Source organism: Geomonas oryzisoli, from assembly GCF_018986915.1.
Lineage (GTDB): Bacteria > Desulfobacterota > Desulfuromonadia > Geobacterales > Geobacteraceae > Geomonas > Geomonas oryzisoli.
Genome location: NZ_CP076723.1, coordinates 1,264,713 through 1,283,744 on the forward strand (window position 1 = coordinate 1,264,713; position 19,032 = coordinate 1,283,744).

At 53.5% G+C, this 19,032-nt stretch carries 17 protein-coding genes; 13 read left to right on the plus strand and 4 right to left on the minus strand.

What is annotated here, in order from left to right; genetic code table 11:
• Nucleotides 1–215: 215 nt before the first annotated feature.
• From KP004_RS05680 to KP004_RS05695, 4 genes are all read left to right on the plus strand, one after another.
• Complete coding sequence (locus KP004_RS05680) at nucleotides 216–683, plus strand: hypothetical protein (protein ID WP_216801396.1); 468 nt, start codon at nucleotides 216–218, stop codon at nucleotides 681–683.
• A 286-nt stretch (nucleotides 684–969) separates the two neighbouring features.
• Nucleotides 970–1,998: a lysozyme inhibitor LprI family protein gene (locus KP004_RS05685; RefSeq protein WP_216801397.1), complete on the plus strand. Its 1,029-nt coding sequence runs from the start codon at nucleotides 970–972 to the stop codon at nucleotides 1,996–1,998.
• Between the two features lie 285 nt (nucleotides 1,999–2,283).
• On the plus strand, nucleotides 2,284–3,255 hold the full coding sequence (locus KP004_RS05690; RefSeq protein ID WP_216801398.1) for a PGN_0703 family putative restriction endonuclease: 972 nt from the start codon (nucleotides 2,284–2,286) through the stop codon (nucleotides 3,253–3,255).
• A gap of 272 nt (nucleotides 3,256–3,527) precedes the next feature.
• Nucleotides 3,528–4,817: an IS110 family RNA-guided transposase gene (locus tag KP004_RS05695; RefSeq protein WP_216801399.1), complete on the plus strand. Its 1,290-nt coding sequence runs from the start codon at nucleotides 3,528–3,530 to the stop codon at nucleotides 4,815–4,817.
• Nucleotides 4,818–5,261: 444 nt separating this feature from the next.
• Here KP004_RS05695 and KP004_RS05700 read toward each other — a convergent pair whose 3' ends face one another.
• Both KP004_RS05700 and KP004_RS05705 read right to left on the minus strand, forming a co-directional pair.
• Nucleotides 5,262–5,696 carry a hypothetical protein gene (locus tag KP004_RS05700; protein ID WP_216801400.1) on the minus strand — a complete coding sequence of 145 codons (435 nt, stop codon included), beginning with the start codon at nucleotides 5,694–5,696 and terminating at the stop codon, nucleotides 5,262–5,264.
• Nucleotides 5,697–5,712: 16 nt separating this feature from the next.
• A complete protein-coding gene (locus KP004_RS05705; protein ID WP_216801401.1) occupies nucleotides 5,713–5,883 on the minus strand; it encodes a hypothetical protein in 171 nt (56 codons plus the stop codon).
• 973 nt (nucleotides 5,884–6,856) lie between these two features.
• Between KP004_RS05705 and KP004_RS05710 the strand changes: the two genes are divergently transcribed.
• The 6 genes from KP004_RS05710 (at nucleotide 6,857) to KP004_RS05735 (ending at nucleotide 12,895) form a co-directional block, all read left to right on the plus strand.
• Complete coding sequence (locus KP004_RS05710; RefSeq protein ID WP_216801402.1) at nucleotides 6,857–7,801, plus strand: hypothetical protein; 945 nt, start codon at nucleotides 6,857–6,859, stop codon at nucleotides 7,799–7,801.
• Between the two features lie 588 nt (nucleotides 7,802–8,389).
• The gene (locus KP004_RS05715; protein WP_216801403.1) at nucleotides 8,390–9,067 is read left to right on the plus strand and encodes a hypothetical protein; all 678 of its coding nucleotides are present in this window, start codon (nucleotides 8,390–8,392) and stop codon (nucleotides 9,065–9,067) included.
• Between the two features lie 219 nt (nucleotides 9,068–9,286).
• The gene (locus KP004_RS05720; RefSeq protein ID WP_216798563.1) at nucleotides 9,287–9,586 is read left to right on the plus strand and encodes a transposase; all 300 of its coding nucleotides are present in this window, start codon (nucleotides 9,287–9,289) and stop codon (nucleotides 9,584–9,586) included.
• A complete protein-coding gene (locus KP004_RS05725) occupies nucleotides 9,583–10,437 on the plus strand; it encodes an IS3 family transposase (RefSeq protein WP_239027033.1) in 855 nt (284 codons plus the stop codon). Before KP004_RS05720 ends, KP004_RS05725 begins: the two co-directional genes overlap by 4 nt.
• Nucleotides 10,438–11,198: 761 nt before the next feature.
• Nucleotides 11,199–12,026 (plus strand): AraC family transcriptional regulator, encoded by an 828-nt coding sequence (locus KP004_RS05730; RefSeq protein ID WP_216801404.1) that lies wholly within the window; start codon nucleotides 11,199–11,201, stop codon nucleotides 12,024–12,026.
• A 242-nt stretch (nucleotides 12,027–12,268) separates the two neighbouring features.
• Nucleotides 12,269–12,895 (plus strand): LysE family translocator, encoded by a 627-nt coding sequence (locus tag KP004_RS05735; RefSeq protein WP_216801405.1) that lies wholly within the window; start codon nucleotides 12,269–12,271, stop codon nucleotides 12,893–12,895.
• A 240-nt stretch (nucleotides 12,896–13,135) separates the two neighbouring features.
• On the opposite strand, the gene KP004_RS05740 is transcribed toward KP004_RS05735, so the two are convergent.
• A complete protein-coding gene (locus KP004_RS05740; protein ID WP_216801406.1) occupies nucleotides 13,136–14,755 on the minus strand; it encodes a methyl-accepting chemotaxis protein in 1,620 nt (539 codons plus the stop codon).
• Between the two features lie 271 nt (nucleotides 14,756–15,026).
• Between KP004_RS05740 and KP004_RS05745 the strand changes: the two genes are divergently transcribed.
• The gene (locus KP004_RS05745; RefSeq protein WP_216801407.1) at nucleotides 15,027–15,887 is read left to right on the plus strand and encodes an AraC family transcriptional regulator; all 861 of its coding nucleotides are present in this window, start codon (nucleotides 15,027–15,029) and stop codon (nucleotides 15,885–15,887) included.
• 370 nt (nucleotides 15,888–16,257) lie between these two features.
• Nucleotides 16,258–16,851 carry a hypothetical protein gene (locus tag KP004_RS05750; RefSeq protein WP_216801408.1) on the plus strand — a complete coding sequence of 198 codons (594 nt, stop codon included), beginning with the start codon at nucleotides 16,258–16,260 and terminating at the stop codon, nucleotides 16,849–16,851.
• 188 nt (nucleotides 16,852–17,039) lie between these two features.
• On the opposite strand, the gene KP004_RS05755 is transcribed toward KP004_RS05750, so the two are convergent.
• Complete coding sequence (locus KP004_RS05755; protein WP_216801409.1) at nucleotides 17,040–17,939, minus strand: YceI family protein; 900 nt, start codon at nucleotides 17,937–17,939, stop codon at nucleotides 17,040–17,042.
• A 322-nt stretch (nucleotides 17,940–18,261) separates the two neighbouring features.
• On the opposite strand from KP004_RS05755, the gene KP004_RS05760 reads away from it, so the two are divergent.
• A complete protein-coding gene (locus tag KP004_RS05760) occupies nucleotides 18,262–18,756 on the plus strand; it encodes a cytochrome P460 family protein (RefSeq protein ID WP_216801410.1) in 495 nt (164 codons plus the stop codon).
• The last annotated feature ends 276 nt before the right edge of the window (nucleotides 18,757–19,032 follow it).

Genomic DNA, 19,032 nt, shown 5'->3' on the forward strand with positions numbered 1-19,032 from the left:
GGAGTAAGAGAAAGGCAAGGGGACGCACATAAGATCATAAGATTCTCGCTGTGACGTGGGCAGTTATGCCGAGACGGGCTCGTATCAGCAGTCACTCAATCTGTTGAGCGCGGTGAGCGTTTGGCAGAGGGAAAAGGATGGCAATTACAGAACCTGGTGGAAGGAAACTTATGATCTTATGTGCGTCCCGTTGGGTCCGTTGGCCGAGGATACGAATGAATGCCATGCAGAAACTTATAGCCATATTTATTTTACTCGCCGGCGCTAATGCTTATGCTGACGGATACATGTTTAAGGCAGGGAGATTCCCAGAGGGAAAAGTGACTGTCCTTACTCTTACAGCCGAACAGAAGAAGCAAATCGAGTTGTATTACCGATGCAGGGACAACAGATATACACCGTACATTTTCAGATTAACTTCAGAACAGAGTAAACATCTTAAAAAAGAAGCTGGGAAAAGTCCAAAAAGGTATGCAATTTTTGAAAGTTATCGAGGCGAAGAAGGCATTGAGCTTGATTACAATGTCATAAATCGGTTCAGTGAACAATCTTTCGAGATTCCACACAAAACCCTTGTTTCCGACAGCATGGTTCAGAAATATGAAAACGAGATCATGGGATGGAAGCCGAGTCCATTCGAGAAATTAGAAATATATAGGTTGCGTGCCGATAAGTGCCCGTAATACGGAAGATACACTCCGCAATTTGTAGAAGTAGATAAAAAACTGACGGAACAGAGGGGGCCGTTGTTGATATTTTGACTTTCGCTGGCTAGCTGCTGCGTTCGAGAATTTGTTCAAAAATCAAAATACCAACAACGTCCCCCATGACTATATTGCGTTTGAAATGCTGACGCGGAAGTGACGCACAACCAGACGGCTGGAGCGGACTAAGCAGACGATTAGAGTTGGTGGAAGCCTATAAAAGCTTGCCCGCTCCGCCGCTCTGCCTGAAGGCGTTGGAGAAGAAATGAAATATGTTCAAGCCATTCATCAGCGTGCGATCCTTCTGAAGATAAAGGGAGTATTTTTCTCACTCTTGTTCTTGATGTTCCCCGTCCAAAGCTTTGGCGATGTCAATAGGTGGGAGGGCGTGTGCAAAAAGGTGGAAAAGATGCAGTTGCCCGTCAAAGATCGACCTGACGCGGAAGCCGCAAAATCTCTCGACAAATGCGAATCGGCGAACCTCTATTACGGCTTTGATATCACGCCTGATCCGACGAAAGCTCGCCACTGTGCCTACCTTGAGATAGACCGAGGAGACGACATCGTTTTTGGGGGATCGGCGATCCTCATGATGATCTACGCAAACGGTAACGGAGTGAAGAAGAATCCCGATTTCGCCATAAAATTCGCTTGCAAACTCGACGGAGCCCCTGCCGAGATGGAGTATCGAATTCAGCACCTTCTGGACCTGAAAAAGACCAAGGGAGGCAAGGCGTTCGATCTCTGCGACGACATCACGAGCGGGTACATGCAGGGACACTGCGCCGGACGTGAGCAACGATTTGCGGACGCCAAACGCAAACGCAACCTTGACGGCATCCTAGCGAAGTGGGGCGAAAAGGATAAACAGGAGTTCGCCCTCTTAAAGCAGTCCTTCGATAAATTTTCAGAAGCGCACGTAAGAAACGAAGTGGATACAACCGGCACCGCCAGAGCTGCCCTCCAGATCGAGGAGGAATCTACACTTTCGAAGGAATTTGTCAACGCCGTTGTTCAGTTCGAAAAAGGGAAACTGCCGCGCTACACCCACGCCGAATTTATAAACACGGACCGGGAGCTGAACACGGTATACGGCAAGATTCAAAGCAAGAAAGACTTCGATTCGGGAAGCGTGATGCAGTCGGATATCAAACACACGCAGAGGGCCTGGTTAAAGTATCGGGAAGCCTGGGTCGCATTCGGTCGCCAGAAGTATCCGCAGGTTACCGAAGAGAGTTGGCGGACGTGGCTCACCAAGAAGCGTATAGCAATGCTCAAACAATTCCCGGATTAGGAGCAGTGGGGACCGTTCATTTGATACCTGTTGAGCGAGAAACGGAAGTCCCAACCAGGCAGGTGCACCAGCCCCACAGATCGGGGAAAGCCGGGGTCAGGCTTGCATTGTTGCAAAGTTAGTGATCGAGAGTCAACCAGATTGCAACTTTGCAAGCCTGACCCCAGATTCCCCCAACATTAATGTTAGCTGCGTCCCCTCATACACATGCATAGGGTAGATTTTCGGGATGACCGGTCTTGTTCCTGACGCCGGCACCACTTTGTTGTAAAAGGACGTTTTTATATGACCAACGATCAAGAGAAAAACAGCAGGGCACGTTCCCGTACTTGGCCGTATCCACGGCATGCTGATTTCGAAAAATCACTTCGCGAGACGGCCAAAGCCTGGTTCACGTCGAAGGGGTATCCAAAGCATGATAAATATCCCTACTGCCTCGATACTTATGACAACTGGCACCACAACATTATTGATCAGAAGGTCGTCACTTTTATCAAGAGTGATCGACTAGAGCGCAAAGGTAACAAAGGCTTTCCCCTCCACAAATATGTCCACCACGGCCTGAGCAGTCAGGCTCTCCTTTTCAACCTACTTGGACCTCTCGTTGTTGACAATAATCTTGACCCGCTGCGCAAGGTGCTGGAGTCTCATGGGGTCATCTGGCCGGGTGAAGATGCTGAAGGGAAATTCGAGTACGAGAACCGCGATATTTTCAATGAAGACAGCGGGCAGCCGACATCTATCGATTTCATGATTCAGGATTCGGCGGGAGAGCCAAAGATCTTCATCGAAAGTAAGCTGGTTGAGAAGGAGTTCGGCGCCTGCTCTGTCTTCAAGAATGGTGATTGCGAGGGACGAAGCCCTGTCGGCGATTTTCATCAATGTTATCTGCATCACATTGGTCGGAAATATTGGACTCTGTTGGAAAAGAATGGTTTCTTGGATGGCCCGCTCGGTAGCGAAAAAACATGCATATTCGCCAGTCACTACCAGTTTTTTAGAGAAGTCCTTTTTGCCTTGGAAATGAGCGGGACATTTGTTTTGCTAAGCGACGAGCGCAGTCCCACCTTCTTCTGTACGAGCAAGGATGAAAAAATCAAAAGAGGGCTTATGCCCTTTCTTTGTGATCTGGTTCCTGAGAAGCTCCGGCACCGAATCGTGAGCATCACGATCCAAGAGGTGGTTCATGCGATAGAGGAGACAGGGACGTCTGAGTGGGTGAAAGATTTTAAGGTTAAATATGGCCTTAAGAGATAGCGCTGCTTGATGTGGGGGTGGATTTGGGGGTAGAGCAGGGGGCGGGGAGGTGATCTATGTAACATATCATGCCTCTTAGGGGGACGAGGGGACGTAGGTAGCTTATGAAGCTTATTAAGCAATATTGTACATAAACTACCTACGTTATATAAGACCTATGGCCTTTGCTAACCCGCTGAAGTTACGCGGAAAGTCCTCGTCATACCAGTCTTGTTAATTTCCCCTCCGCCTGTTATTGGATATCCACACTATCTACTAACAGGAGGAACAACATGGACTGCGCTGTAGATCGCCTTGACCTCTTCAGGCATATAAAGTCATCAGTCAGAGGTTCCGAAAAATTCTTACTTGTTGGAATCGACGTTGCGAAAGACAAGCATCACGCCTTTTTCGGCACCCCAAATGGAAGAACTCTCTACAAGAACCTGGTCTTTGACAATAGCATAAAAGGCTTTGAGAACCTGAGAAGCCTTGCGAGACTCCTACTCGCGCAGAACGGACTGGGCGAAATTCTTTACGGACTTGAACCTACAGCCTCCTATCACAAGCCTCTGGCGGAATACCTAATCCGCAATCAAGAGCATGTAGTCTATGTCTCCAATGTCGCTGTCGCGAAAAACCGCGCGCTTCTCGACGGCCGCTGGGACAAGAACGACAAAAAAGACGCCGCCAACGTTGCGGATCTTGTTGGGCAGAGTCGATGCCTGTTTTACGACATACCGCAAGAGCACCTGATGGAGCTGAGAAGCCTCATCTCCTTCCGATCCAGGCTGAAGAAAGAGGAGCACGCTCTACGAATGCGACTGAGGAACAACGTCTTCGCACAGTACTTCCCTGAACTGGACAAGCTCTACACCCATGCAGGACAGCCGGATGATCTTGTTCTATCTATAGCTCAACATTGCCTTGATCCGCGAGAGATCGCAAAGCTCGATTTCGACGTATTCCTGAAGCGGATCACAAAGAAAGCCGTCAGCCCACTACAGGAAAAACGTCTACATGAGCTTTGGAAGATCGCGAACGAGTCTGCAGGATGCCAAGTGCATGCTGCGGCCCGTTGGGAGGCCCAAAGCTTGGTGGCTAAGCTGAAAGCAGTCAGAACAATGGTCAAAGACAACGAACACCGGATGGAAACGGTAGCGAAACAATTCCCTGAGTATCAAAGTCTTCTGTCCATTCCTGGCTTTGGCCCCATAGTCTCGACAATGGTTCTTGCTGCCATCGGTGATCCCTTCCGCTTTGAGAACCGCAAGCAGGTTTTGCGAACGGCAGGACTTGATCTAAGTGCCGAGCGTAGCGGCAAGAGTAGCGATACCGCCAAGCCGGTGATCTCCAAGCAAGGAAAAGCAGCGCTTCGGTACGCCCTGGTGCAGGCTGCCATGGTCGCCTCGACACTGAACCCTGACATCAGGAATTACTTCAGCCGTCTCCTCAAAGGTCGTGAGTTTGAACGAGGTATTAAACTCAAGATGAAGGTAAAACTGGCTGCGAAATTTCTGGTTGTGGCTTGGACCCTTATGAAGACCAAAGAACAATTTAAAGCTTCCTGCTTCGAGGCATGATACTAGGAGCAGGCAGTCGGCGAGAAGAGCCCTTTTACCAACGTTGAGGCTATGACCTCGGGAGGGACAATACCGGGCGTCTCACTGAATCTCGAAGCTTGGATAAGGAATGATGGACGCCCCCGTACCGCACGCGGGCGGGGTACGTCGGATATCAGTAACGATTAAGCTCGTGGTTCGCCGTAGTGAGACTCTCTCGCCAATTATGAAGCAGGGGAGACGTGCGTCCGCACTACGCGGTGAAGGATAAGTATCCAATTTTAAAAGAACAGCTTATTCAGTTGACAGGCGAATTATAGAATGTCCCCCTATACGTGACACTTGCACTGGGGCTGAGTCCGCGGCGTAACCGCGAGACGGGAAAGTGGCCTGAAAGGTTACCCTCGTGCCGCTTTAGCCCCATGCTCCTGACAGGTCAGCGCCACGACCATAGTCGCTTCCTGCTCAACTTGCTGATTGCTCTAACTGAATCCCACAGGATTCGCAGGTTAGGATATATTTGGAGTAGTCTTTGAAACAAGAGGGGCAGACGTTACGGTCTTTAAGACCACGAACCCTTTGTTTGCGCGCCTCAATTTCGTCTGCTTCCGCCACACTTGACATGGTGTCCACTGTAGACGGCACTTCTTGCAAATTTCGCAGCATGCTACGGATATCTTTTTGTATTGATAATGACTGCTCCATCAATTCGATTCGTTGATTTATCTTCCAATACCAGCAGTTAACTTCTCTAATCAGCAGCATGAACAGTATAAACAACCCTGCAAATATCAGCAGTGTAGCACCAAAATTTCCTGAATCATCGCCAAATCCAGCATAAGCAGGAACTGCAAACGTGAGAATCGAAGCTGACAACGACATTCTTTTCAATATCGACATACTACGCCCTCCTTATTTATTTTGATGATATTCCAATAAAAACCATCAGCACGACTAGCAGAATGATCATTCCGAAGGCAATTTTGGCCAAACTGCCTACGTTTGCTCTTGTCTTTTTGTCAACAAACTTATTAAAGGTAAAGAATGCCGCAACAATAAGTATCACACAAACAAGCAGTCCAAACATGCCCCCCTCCTTATGTGAAGCGACTCATCGCCAGGTATATTTTTATTATTGGTTTAATTAAATTAAAAATTTTACCAATTCCTTCACTAATACACACTCATACACTTGGCGGCTTGCAGTGTCAAACTCTATCTTAAGTTGTGGTCAGTAGGTAACATTGCCACGAGACCAAGGGATAGAAGCAGAGATGGGTGTCCGTTGCTTATATAACTTATTAATGTGGGAAGGACAGAGGGACGTCCCTGAAATCCTGCGCAGCAGCTGCAAAGGCTCCACCGGCAATACGCCGGCGGAGCCTTTTGTTGTTTCAATGTACACACCGTCCCACGGGTAGCGGGAGCGAGACTGGAAATAGATCGGTAAGGCTGCTCTCGTGTTGTAGCGACCGGTTGGCGCACACGGTGATCAGGGGACGTTCTGGCTTCGGTTGGCTCGTTATGAGCCGATCGTAGCCTTTTTTCGTTTTGGGGAGGAAGATGAAGAGAGGTAGGGGGACGTTGTTGATATTCTGGGTTTCGGCCTGCTGCACCGGGAAAGGCTCGCTGCTCGTGAGGTTTCGAGCGGTCCTGGACATGGTTGTCATCGCACCGCACCTGAACACAAAGTGGGGGGAGGTACACTCATAAATATTCTTCGACTATGGGTGGACTTGGGGTCAGTTGTCAACAAGCTGTAGCGTTGACAGAACTGGCTTTATCTAGTATACAGATGAAGTATTTTTTAATTTATGATTGCTAGGATATTGGGATGGCATTGTCAATTTGCTAGTTTTAGTAAGGGTTATGCTTTTCATTCAATGATAGAAGCTGCGCATTCGGCATTTTACCAAGTAGAACCGCTTTGACTATCATCTGATTATCGTATACACGCTTAACCACTTAAAACCTGCAACGAGTCAAAGCATTTGTTGATCACCTAATTTGCACAAGAACTGAGGAACCATGCCTGATTGTATTTAAATATGGAGGGTCAAATGAAGAAATTGATTGTGGTTTTTGTGGCTGTTTTCACTTTGATGTCACTCGGATGCAGGATTGACACGTTGACGATGGATTCAAATCAGAACGTTACGGTGGAAAGAACGATTCCAAAATACGAAGAAGCAGGTCAAAAATGGGGAAAATCTTTCGCCGAAAAAAAATTGAAATCAGGGCAGTTGAACAATGACCTCAGCCGGGATTTTATTTTCGCCCTGTGTGATAAAAATAAATTAGGATACTTTTATGTTCATTCAGAATTGAAAGAGGCTTTTAAACGTGGTTTCAGAGTGGGATATGAAGACAGAACAGCTGACTTGGTACTTGGTCCACACATAAAAGAGGCTGCGGGACTAGTAGGAGAAACCACCTCAAATAAAATTGTTAACAATATAGATGTCTTTGAACATCAGTGGGAAGATTTACTCAAACAAGGGATTGACGTATTCATCGTTTTGATTTCAGAAGGTTCTCAAGCAGATAGAGAAATATTCATCAATAAATTTTCGGATAAATATTCGGAAAAATATAACTTTATGACGCAAAAGTATAACAAGAACAACAGAAATCGGGGGATTCAGCTCACACAAGGCGGCACCTCCTACATACTGGACCCGATATTGAATGCAGTTCAAATGCCGGAGCCTGACGTAATCAAGACTAAATTTTATTCGCTGGCCTTCAGCGTCATGGGCGATGAATGGGGACGTAGATATGGTACAAACTTAGTAAAGCGAGACGAGTTAATCGACATCCTCAGGCGTTGTAAGCCTGCACTTGAGGAAGGTGAAGGTGCTGAATCAAACCTCAGATACATCTACACCTCCTTTGCAGAAAGTTATCGTGCGGACTCAGAAGATACCTTTAAGGGGATCATGAAAGAGGCCGGTATTAAAAGCGCATATATAGACAAAACCATCGCGAAATATATTAAAAAGTAGCCAATATACTTGGTTGGTCAGTTTAAAGAGGTGAAAGTTCGAAGACCTGAACCGGTCCTTACTTCACACGGGTACAGAGGGTACAGAGAGGGATACAGAGGGGGACGTTGTTGATATTTTGACTTTCGCAAGGCTAGCCGTTGCGAACTTTGTGTAGTTAAAAATCAAAATATTAACAACGTTCTTCATGATAATATTTCCTGAATGATTTCAAAATAATCATGTAGAGTGAGATTCCCGCCGCCTCCACAACTTCAAAGGCTCCACCGGCAATACGCCGGCGGAGCCTTTTGTCGTTTCAATGTACACACCGTCCCACGGGTAGCAGGAGCGAGACTGGAAATAGATCGGTAAGGCTGCTCTCGCGTTGTAGCGACCGGTTGGCGCGCATACGGCGGCCTTTTCGCCGAAAGTAAGGGGGATACCCCCTGAAATCCTTCGGTTGGCTTGTTATGAGCTGATCGGAGCCTTTTTTTCGTTTTTGGGAGGAGGCGGGATAAGAGATTGCTCCAGGGCTTGACGGAATTTCAACCTCTGCTATATTGGGAAATGTTAAAACATTCCAATCTTTTTACGCGGGAGGCTACTATGTTAGTAGAGGAGTACGATTCGGTCGAAGTCAATCTCCGAAAGCAGACTTTCCCCCAGTTATTTATCACCGTTTCCGATCTTGCCGATGCCCTGGATGCTAATGCACTCTACAATGAAAACCGTCCCAAACACGCCTGTACCGGGGATGTCTTGAGGGAGCATGTGGCAGTCATGAAACAGCTAAGCATCGGCGCCGACCGGGGAGACGTCCTGCTCAGGGATCAGCGACAGCAAAGACGGGATTTTTGCGAGCTCGATGTGGTCGGCTCGGTTTGTTACATGAAGAGCATAGCGATCAACAGGAGGGACCCGACCCTCCTCCATTCTTTGACACTACCGCCGAAGGAAACAGCCCACAAGAATTCCCGCAAGGCGAATTCCTCCCACCAAAACGTGCCGATTCGTCTCGAAGTGAAACATGTGAGAGGCGAATCGGGTTGGGTTGTCATCCAAGGGACCCATGTGCGGGGTGGCGGGCCGTACCTGATCAATCTCTGCAAAGGCGAACCGACTTCTGAAGCAAGCTGGTACAACCCTGGTGGTCACCACGCCAGTTGCGCAAAGATCATCCTCAAGAACCTCGAACCGGCCAACAGGTACTACGTCAGGATGAGAACCGATGGGCCGGAAGGGCCGGGGCCGTGGTCGCAGGCTGTTTCGATCATCGTGTTGTAAACACATTTCACTTTCCTTCGCTTCGGTCTGCCGGTTTTTGTGGCAGACCGGAGCTGCAGTCCCTTCTGAAAGGCAATCCCCTCCCAAAAGAGCCACCAAAAACAAATCCCCCCTGCCCCCCCTTCGCAAAGGGGGGAACTCGAGTTCTCCGGCATCACTTTGAGCTATCTTCACTTTTGAGGACACACCATATATCCTAACGAGCTAGGAGGGTGTGTCATGAGATCGAATCGCAAGTACGATTCAGAGTTTAAACGAGAAGCGATCAAGTTAGTCATTGATGAAGGCCGTACCATCCGTGAGGTAGAGAGCAGCCTAGGGATCACCCATGGGGTTCTCAAAGGGTGGGTCCAGAAACATCGGGACCAACAAGATCCTGTAAAAGTTAAGCATGCATCAGTTGAAGCCGAACTGAAGCACCTGCGTAAAGAGAACGAGAGGCTACTGCGCGAGCGTGAAATCCTAAAAAAAGCAGTGGCCATCTTCTCGACGGATCCGAATCGATATTCGGGTTCATAACCGAGCACCGCTCCGAATTCGGAGTTCAGGAGATGTGCCGAGTTCTTGGAGTGACTCGGAGTTGGTACTACGCCCATGCAGCCGGCCGGGTAACCAAGCGGCAGCGTGAAGACCAGGCACTGCTACCAGCTATCAAAAAAGCCTTTCACGACAGCGACAAGACGTACGGTGCAGTACGAGTAGTCAAAGAGCTGCAAAAGCAACAAAAGTACGTCGGAAAGAACCGCGTCTGGCGCCTGATGCGTGAAAATGATCTGCGAGTGAAGACTAAGCGGCGATTCAAAGTCACCACGAACTCGGATCACAAACGTCCTGTCGCGCCAAACCTTTTACAGCGGAATTTCTCTGCTCCAGCCCCTAATCAGGTTTGGACTGGTGACATCACGTACATCGAGACTGCCCAGGGCTGGTTGTACCTGGCAGTCGTGCTGGATCTCTTCTCCCGCCGGATCGTTGGCTGGAGCATGAGCGACCGAATGACAGACGACCTGGTTGTAACGGCTTTTGCCAATGCAGCGGTGAAGCGTCGGCCAGGAGCTGGCTTCATCTTCCACAGCGATCGCGGTTCGCAGTACTGCAGTAAGCGCTTCGGTACCACGATCAGCAAAGCTGGCGGCGTACAAAGCATGAGCGGCACCGGATGCTGCTACGACAACGCTGTGACGGAGACATTCTTCTCGACACTGAAGAGAGAATTGGTTTACCACTGCTCCTTCAAAACCCGGCAGGAGGCGCAAAGCCGGATCTTTTGCTACATCGAAGGTTTTTACAATCGCAAGAGGCTACACTCTGCCATCGGCTATTGCTCCCCAGAAGAGTTCGAGCAGCAGGAGTTGAAGATGGCAGCATAAGGGTTTCTAACGTGTCCTCTATTGCGAAGATAGGCCACTTCGTGGCGAAATCTCTCCGAGGCGACGGCTTAACTTCAAAGTCGCGCACAAGACATTAAAACCAAAAATTCTCGCACGGAAAAGGAGCGAGATCTCTTCGAGGCGACGTCTCAACTTCAAAAAGTCGCGCACACGACATTAAAACTAAAATTCTCGCACGGAAAAGGAGCGAGATCTCTCCGAGGCGACGTCTCAACTTCAAAAAGTCGCGCATAAAACATTAAAACCAAAATTCTCGCACGAAAAAAGAGCGAGATCTCTCCGAGGCGACGTCTTAACTCTAAAACGTCGCGCACAAAACATTAAAACCAAAATTCTCGCACGGAAAAGGAGCGAGATCTCTCCGAGGCGACGTCTCAACTCCAAACCGTCGCGCACAAGACATTAAAACCAAAGTTCTCGCACGAAAAAAGAGCGACATCTCTCCGAGGCGACGTCTCAACTCCAAAAAGTCGCGCACAAGACATTAAAACCAAAGTTCTCGCACCAAAAACGAGCGACATCTCTCCGAAGCGAGGTCTCAACTTGAAAAAGATTCGCATATCTTCTGAATACGGTACTTAAAACCTGGGAGCTGAAGTTCTCGCGCCAAAAAACGGGGGCCTTGGGGGCAAGTCTTGAATCTTGACCGTGAACTATATATAACGGTCGGGAAGCACGACCCAATCCCGACACACTCAGACCAGTCGCCCGTTCTTTTTGCACATCTTTGAGGTCAATAGATGCAGGAGATGAAAGCCACCCATAGCTTCTGGAATGACGCCAGTGTGCCGAGCGTCGCGGTGAGGTGCACCAGGAGGAGCGCGGAGAGTTACAAGGCTCACTGCCATAGGGAGTTCTGCGTCGGCGCCGTGACGGAAGGAAAGGCGGTGATGACGGTGAGGAACGAGACCTGCGTCTTGTCGCCCGGGCTCCTGGCGGTCATCCCTCCCGAAACGGTGCACAGCTGCAATCCCCCGGAAGGGGGGTCGCGTTCCTACCAGATGGCCTTCTTCGACGCAGCGTGGTGCCGCTCGCTTCAGGAGGAACTTTTCGGCAGGCGGGGGGACTTCATACCGCCCGCGCACTTCCTGGTGGAGAACGCAGCCCTCTACGCCTCCTTCCTCCAACTCACGGCACTTCTGGCCGACGATGCCCTTCCTTTGGAAAAGAGCGAGCGGGCGACGCAATTCGCGAGCGAGCTGTTTATCAGTACCTGCGACCGGGAACTCCCGGCTCCTGCCAAGGAGCGGGATGGGATCGTTCCTGACGTCAAGGAGTACCTGGAGCGGCGGGCAGACCTGAATATCACGCTGCAGGAACTCGCCGTCACGTTCCGTTGCAACCCCTATCACCTGCTGCGCACTTTCAAGCAGGCGGTCGGACTCCCACCGCACGCTTTCATGCTAAACGCCCGCATCGAGAGGGCGAAACGGCTGCTGCTCGAGGGAATGACGCCGGCCAGCGTCGCGGCGGAGACGGGGTTCGCCGATCAAAGCCACTTCCACAAGACCTTCCGGCGCCTCGTCGCCGCAACTCCCCGCCAGTTCCAGCTCAGACCGGCAAAATAAGTCAATTTCCGACAATACTTTCCCTCCCGATCCGCGCTAACCTCGCCCAAAACATCCGGATTAGACAATCATCCGCGGCCTCGCTCCCGCTTTTGCCAAGGGGGGTGGGGGATTTGCCACTCTACCGAAAGCAAATCCCCCTAAATCCCCCTTCGCAAAGGGGGACTTCTACCATTGTCTCCTTGGCAAAGGGTGCGGCATTTGGCAGCGGAAGATACTAATCGGCAAAATGGGGAGGCTGCGTGTCAAAGTATCTTGTCGAGTTCGTAGCGCTGGCAACGGCGCATTTTCTGGCCCTGATCAGTCCGGGGCCGGACTTCTTTCTTGTCGTGGGAACTTCCGTCAGGGAGGGGGCTTCACGTGCCGCGGGGCTTTGTGCCGGTATCGCCGCGGCAAACGGCGCCTACATCCTCCTTGCCCTTACCGGCTTCGCCTTCATCAAGGAGCCCCCGCTCCTCTTCACCGCCATCAGAACGGCCGGTGCCCTGTACCTGCTCTATCTCGGGCTCATGCTGCTGAAACCGTCGCAACGCCCGGTCGACTCACCGCTCCCGGATGACGAGAGGCCTCGCGGCACCAGCCGCCGCAGCCAGTTCGCAGCCGGCTTTCTCTCGGCCATCCTCAATCCGAAAAATGCCGTCTTCTACTTAAGCCTCTTCACCGTGATCGTGAGCCGCGATACGCCGCAGGCGATCCAGGCCTGCTACGGTTTGTGGATGGTCCTGGCCGTCTTCTTCTGGGATCTGTTGATAGCGCGCTTGGCGGGAAGCGAAAAGGTGAGAGCCCGCCTCGACCGCCACACGCACTGGATCGAAAAGTGCTCAGGAGGAGCGCTGCTCCTTCTTGGGGCGGTGCTGTTGTTGCGGTAACTGGGACTGAATCGCGGGCTTCGTTGGCTCACATGAGCCGACGGAGCCTTTCATCTTTGAGGGGTAGCAAGGGGACAGGCACCTGGCGGAGCCAGTCCCCTCCCGTAAGCATTGCCGGCCGTCACAGCGGTAGGACGAAGGGGACCGGTGCTTAGGAGTTTTTAAAAGGCTTCAGCCTCGCCGTTAAAAACGGGGCTGAAGCCTTTTTCACGTGATGAGGGCGATAAGGGATAGAGGGGGCTAGGCGACTTTGAACTGGCGGACCATCTCCTGAAGCCTCACGGACATGGAGGCAAGGGCAGTCGCGGCGGCGGCGGTCTCGTCGGCACCTTTGGCCGTCGCCTGCACTATGTCGGTTATCTGAACCATGTTGGTACTGATTTCACTCGTTGTTGCGGTCTGCTCTTCGGCGGCTGTGGCAATCTGGTTCGCCTGCATCATGACGGCGTGTATCTGCTCGAGGATGGCTTCCAGGGCCTGACCGGAACGGGATGCCTGCTGCGTCCCTCGTTCGACTTCTTTGCTCCCTTCCTCCATGGCTTGAACCGCACTCTGGGTTTCACCCTGAATGGTGCGGATCATCTCGGATATCTCCCTGGTCGCACGGGTGGTGCGCTCGGCCAGCGCCCTCACTTCGTCTGCGACGACGGCAAATCCACGTCCCTGCTCGCCTGCTCTTGCCGCCTCGATGGCTGCGTTGAGCGCGAGCAGGTTGGTCTGGTCGGCGATGTCTTCTATGGTCCCGACGATCGCACCGATCTGATCGGAGCGCTCGCCAAGCGACTCTACGGTCCTCGCGGCCCCTTGCACCCGCTCGGCAATCACTCCCATCACTGCCACTGTGGCCTCGACGACTTCTGCGCCGTCAACGGCCGCCTGGTTGGCACATTGTGCGCCTTGAGCGGCAAGGTGACAGTTTTGAGCTATGTCGTTGGAGGTCGCCGCCATCTCTTCCCCGGCGGTGGCAACGGTATTCGCCTGCGCGACGATCTCTTCGGTCCCCTGCACCATCTGCTGCGCCGTTGCCTGCAACTGCGTGGACGAGGTGGCCACCCGGGTGGCATCGCCGGAGAGATCCTGCATGATCGACTGGACCTTCTGAACGAAACCATTGATATGATCGCTGAGCTGGCCCAACTCATCCTTGGCGTGGTAGTTGACACGCCGGGTGAGATCCCCCTCGGCGATGACGGCAATGGCGCTGCCCATCTCTTTCAGGGCACTCTTTATACCCGAGGATAAAAAGGCACAGATGCCGAGGCTGAGCAATAGGGCAATGCCCCCTGTGATCAGCATGGTGGCAATCGCAGCGGTACCTGCTTCTTGCGCGCTCTTGACCCTCAGATCCGTCCGCTTCGCGTAGTAGTCCATCAGTGCCTCGGCTGCGGCAACGTATTTCTGCCTGGCCTGCTCACCCTCACCGGCAATGGCGGCCTTGAATCCGGCCATGTCGCCCGAGGCTGCAATGGTCTTCAGTTTGTCGTTCACCTTCGCGCCGGCTGTGAGCGCGCTGTCCAACTCCGCTACCAGCTTCTTGCCGTCGGGCGTTTTGGTATTTTTTTTCAGCGCGTCGAGTGCCTTTTGGTACGCTGTGCGGTGTTCCTCCATGTGTTTAGCGATCTTATCCCGATCTGCCTGGGTTTCCGCCAGCACCAGCCCCTTCATCTCCTCGTCGACCCCCTGCAGGTTGAGCAGCACCTGTCCCGCATTGGCGGTAAGCCCGCTGATGCGGTTGACGTTGCTCAACTGGTCGGCACTGCTGTAAAGCCCTTTCATGCCGGCCCCCACGACGATGAACAGCAGCAATGAAACGGTTCCAAAGCCAAGCAGCAACCGTTTTGCGATGGTGAAATTTGCCATAAGTCCTCCTGAAGTCGCACCACATCGAAAATATTTGCTCATAGACTGCTCAAATAACTATATCGACATTTTTTGTGGGTACTTTAGTCTACAACATCTTCGATGTTTCGTCGGCTTGATTCAGATTCTCCCAAAGCGCAACTGCGCTTCGCGATGACTGGCGCCTTGCTGCCGGGGCATGCTATATTCGCCAGATTGAGCAATCCCGGTCAGGATTTCTCCGCGACTCTCGGGTAGGATGACCTGCGAATCGAGAGGGGACGGCAGGCACATGGACAAGGCACAGGCATATGCGGAGCGCTTCGACAGGGTGGTCCGCTACATAGAGCGGCACCTGGACGAGCCGTTGACGGTGGAGGGACTGAGCCGGGTGGCGCATTTCTCGAAGTTCCACTTCCACCGGCAGTTCACGCTCTACACCGGCATGGGGGTGTTGGCCTTCATCCGGCAAATGCGACTGAAGCACGCCTCGCACCGGCTCTGCTACCGCCGCGAGGAGCGCATCATCGACATCGCCCTGGATGCGGGCTTCGAGAGTCCCGAGGCGTTTTCACGCGCCTTCAAGCAGGTCTTCGGCCAGTCTCCCTCCCAGTTCAGAAAATCCCCCCAATGGCAGCCCTGGAAGGAGCGCTTCCGGCCGCCGCCCATGCAAAGGAGAGAAGACATGGAAGTGAAGATCGTGGAGTTCCCGGAAACGAGGATCGCGGTGCTGCCCCACCGGGGCGCACCGGAGAAGATTGACGAGTCGGCGCTGAAGTTCATCGAGTGGCGCAAGCAGAGCGGGCTTTCGCCGGTGAAACAGGCGCTTACCTTCGGCATCGTCTACGACGACCCCGCCGTGACCGAGCCGGAGCGGTTCCGCTTCGACATCTGCGGCACGGTGCCGGAACCGGTGCCGGAGAATCCGCAGGGGGTAGGGAACGGCATCATCCCCGCCGGCCGCTGCGCCGTGGCGCGCCACCTCGGCTGCCATGACCGGATCGGCGACACGGTCTATCCGCTGTGCCGGGACTGGTTTCCCCAAAGCGGGGAGGAGCTGCGGGATTTCCCGATCTTCTTCCACTACCTGAACCTGGTTCCGGACGTCGCGGAGCACGAGCTGGTCACCGACATCTACCTGCCGCTCAAGTAGCAACTTTGGAAGCTGCAAGCGCAGCAAACAGGCGTCGCAAAATGAACTGGGGGTAGGTCCTATGCTTTCATGGCAAGGTCACCCACCCCCCTGCCCCCTCCCGTCAAGGGAGGGGGAGCCCCCCCTATCCTCCTCCCGCAAGGGGAGGGGGGAGAGCGTTAACCGGACAGCAGTGGGCGTTGAACCTTTGCTGTTTACTTATTAAAGATAATAGTGTATACGCTAACGGCAAGGCGAGAGGGAACCTGCACCTGCCGATGCATCCGCGCAATTCCCGTACGCGAAGAATCGAAGTCTATGCGGCCCGGAGCGGGCCTGCGGTTCTGCAGCCGTCGCACGCGGGGTGAGGTGGACGGCGTTGAGGGATGCCATGATGCGTTCTCTGTCGTTGTCACTGTATGCCGCCCTGCACGCGGCCCTCAAGCAGGCCCACATGCTTTCCTCGGCGATCCTCGCCGGAAGCGGCGCCTGTCTCATCTATCTGCTGCACATCTACACGTCGTCTTCCCAAAGGATCGAGACGGCGGTCCTCAACCAGTCCACCATCGAGCTGGTCTACTATCTCCTGCTCCCCAGCGCCGGCTTCAGCATCGCCACCGGTGCCATCATCTGCCTCGCCGAAAACCGCGCCGTCTTCTCCTGCCATTACATGGGGACCAAGGCGATCAACGCCGGCGCCGTCGTCGTCCTGGGCGCCGTCCTTTATCTCGGGCTGGGCAAGCTCGCCGCCGCGGCCTCGGATGTGCGAGGGGTGGCGGTGGGAGGGCGGGTTTTCCAGGCTGACGACCTGTTGGCAGGAAACAACCTCATGGCCGCCGTGCTCATGGGGACCATCCTGTTCGTGCTGTACAACGTGGTGCGTCGGCCCTGCGGTGATGCGGGGGGATGCAAGGCGTGCAGCTGCAGTGGGATCCGCTGCGACGAGGCTGATGCTTCGGTGAGCGACACTGGTGATGCGCAGTAACAGGTAAGGCAAATCCCCCCTGGCCCCCCTTCGCAAAGGGGGGGACGTCAGGCCATGTGCAGCGCTTCGTGGCAATCTCCTTCGCTGATAAATCCACCTTCGCAGAAAATCCCCTTCGCAGAAAATCCCCTTGCACTGTCATGGGCTCCAGAGAAAGGTAAATTCCTTCGTCTGCTTGTTCCCCCCATTCACTTTCGCTGCGCCACTACGAACAGCTCCAACGTGACCAGGTCGTGCACGAGATGCATGCCTAGCCGCTCGAAGAGTTTGCCGGAGCCGTAGCCGGCATCCCAAAGGGTCCGGTCGATGTCGAAATGGGCATGGGCCTTGACGCTGCCGTCTTCCTGGGGCGCCACGATGGCGGGAAAACCCACCGGACGGGTAATATCCCTGATGGTGAGCTCGCCGATGACGGTCCCATCGGGGGCTTCGGGTGGTCCGGCGGCTTCGGGCTCCCAGCGGGTCAACCGGAATGAGGCGGTGGGGAAACGCTCGACGGCGAAGAAGTCCTCGGATTTCAGATGCCGGACCAGGAGATCGCGCCAGTACGGATCCTGCAGGTCACGATTTTCGATGCTGGTCATGTCCAGCACGATGGAACCGGCGGCGAGTCTGCCGTTGTCCATGACCAGTTCGCCACTTCGCACGGCGATGGTGCCATGATGGCGGTTGTTCAGGTTGCGCCCGATCCATTCCAGGGTGCTCTTTTCGGTGTCGATGGTGTAGCTGCCGTCCGCGACGGCGGCACCGGGACGGGGGGCGGAGCCGGTTTCGACGGGAAGGCCGGCTGCTTTCAGGGCGGCGAGTCCGCCTTCGAGAACGGAGACATGGCGATATCCCGCCCGGACCAGGCGATCATGCGCCACTTCGGCGGTGAGCCTGCTCCCGGTCGCGTCGTACAGGATCAGTTCGGTGTTCCGCTCGGGAACCAGCTCGGCGATGCGGTCAAGAAACACCATCTCGTAGATGCAGGCGTTATGTGCGCCTGCCAGGTGGCAAGCGGCGTAATCCTCGGGCGTCATGACGTCGATGACGAGGGCGCCGGAGGCCAACAGTTCTTTCAGTTCGGCACAGGTTGTCGTCTTCATGGTCTTCATCCCCCTTTGTTTCCAACTGCAATGACTTCAGGTGTGGATCTTTACGGTATTTTAGCACTTTGCCGGTTATACGCTCAACGTCGGCGCCCACAGCAACTGAGCGATACTCAAAGGCTCAACGCAAAGGCGCAAAGGCGCGGAGACGCAAAGACAGGATGAACGACATAGACAATCCTGCAAACTCAAACACGGGCTGCTTTACGATACGGAACTTTTTGCTATTGTTTGCTAGGCGGCTGTGTCTGCCGGGTCCGGTTCGACTGCTCTCCTGTGTCAGGGGAAACGTTCATCATCTTGCATGAAGGAGGACGCTATGAGGAAAATGTTGATGGCCTGTGTCGTAGCCCTGTCGGTAGCAGGTTCGGTCGCTGCCGCGGATCGTCCGGTAGCTCCCAACGGCATCGCGCTGTATCCCGACTACCTCTCCTGGAAGGTGATCGCTCCCTCCTACCGGGAGGACAAGGGACAGATCAGGATCATAACGGGTAACGAGACCGCGGTGGCGGCCCTGAAGGCCGGAAAAAAACCGCTTCCGGACGGGAGCGTGCTGGCCAAGGTGGCCTGGAAGGCGGAGAAACACCCGTCCTTCCCGGTGGCGACGGAACCGGACGCTTTCGTGCAGGTCGAGTTCATGGTGAAGGACGCCAGGAAGTACAAGGACACGGGCGGGTGGGGCTTCGCCCGCTTCGTCGGAAATAAGTTGCAGCCGTACGGCAAGGATGCCGGCTTCGTCGCGGAGTGCTTCGGCTGTCATACGCCGGTGGCGGGAAACGATTACCTGTTCACCAGGATGGTCAGGACGCCGTAAGGGAGCTTAGGGAACTCAAAGGCAAATCCCCCCTGGCCCCCCTTTGACAAGGGGGGACGCGGGGGCGGGTGCGGCGCTGCGTGGACACCATGGTGCGAGCCTCCGGCATCCAAAGAGAAATCCCCCCTGTCCCTCTTTTTACAAGGGGGACGCTGGGGCAGGGGCGGTGGGGTGTGGCAAAGGAGGCTGTGATTACTATTTCAGGAAATGATACGCGAATTTTTGTGGATATCCGCTTAACTTGATTCGTGAATATAGGAATTTCTTGCTATGCGC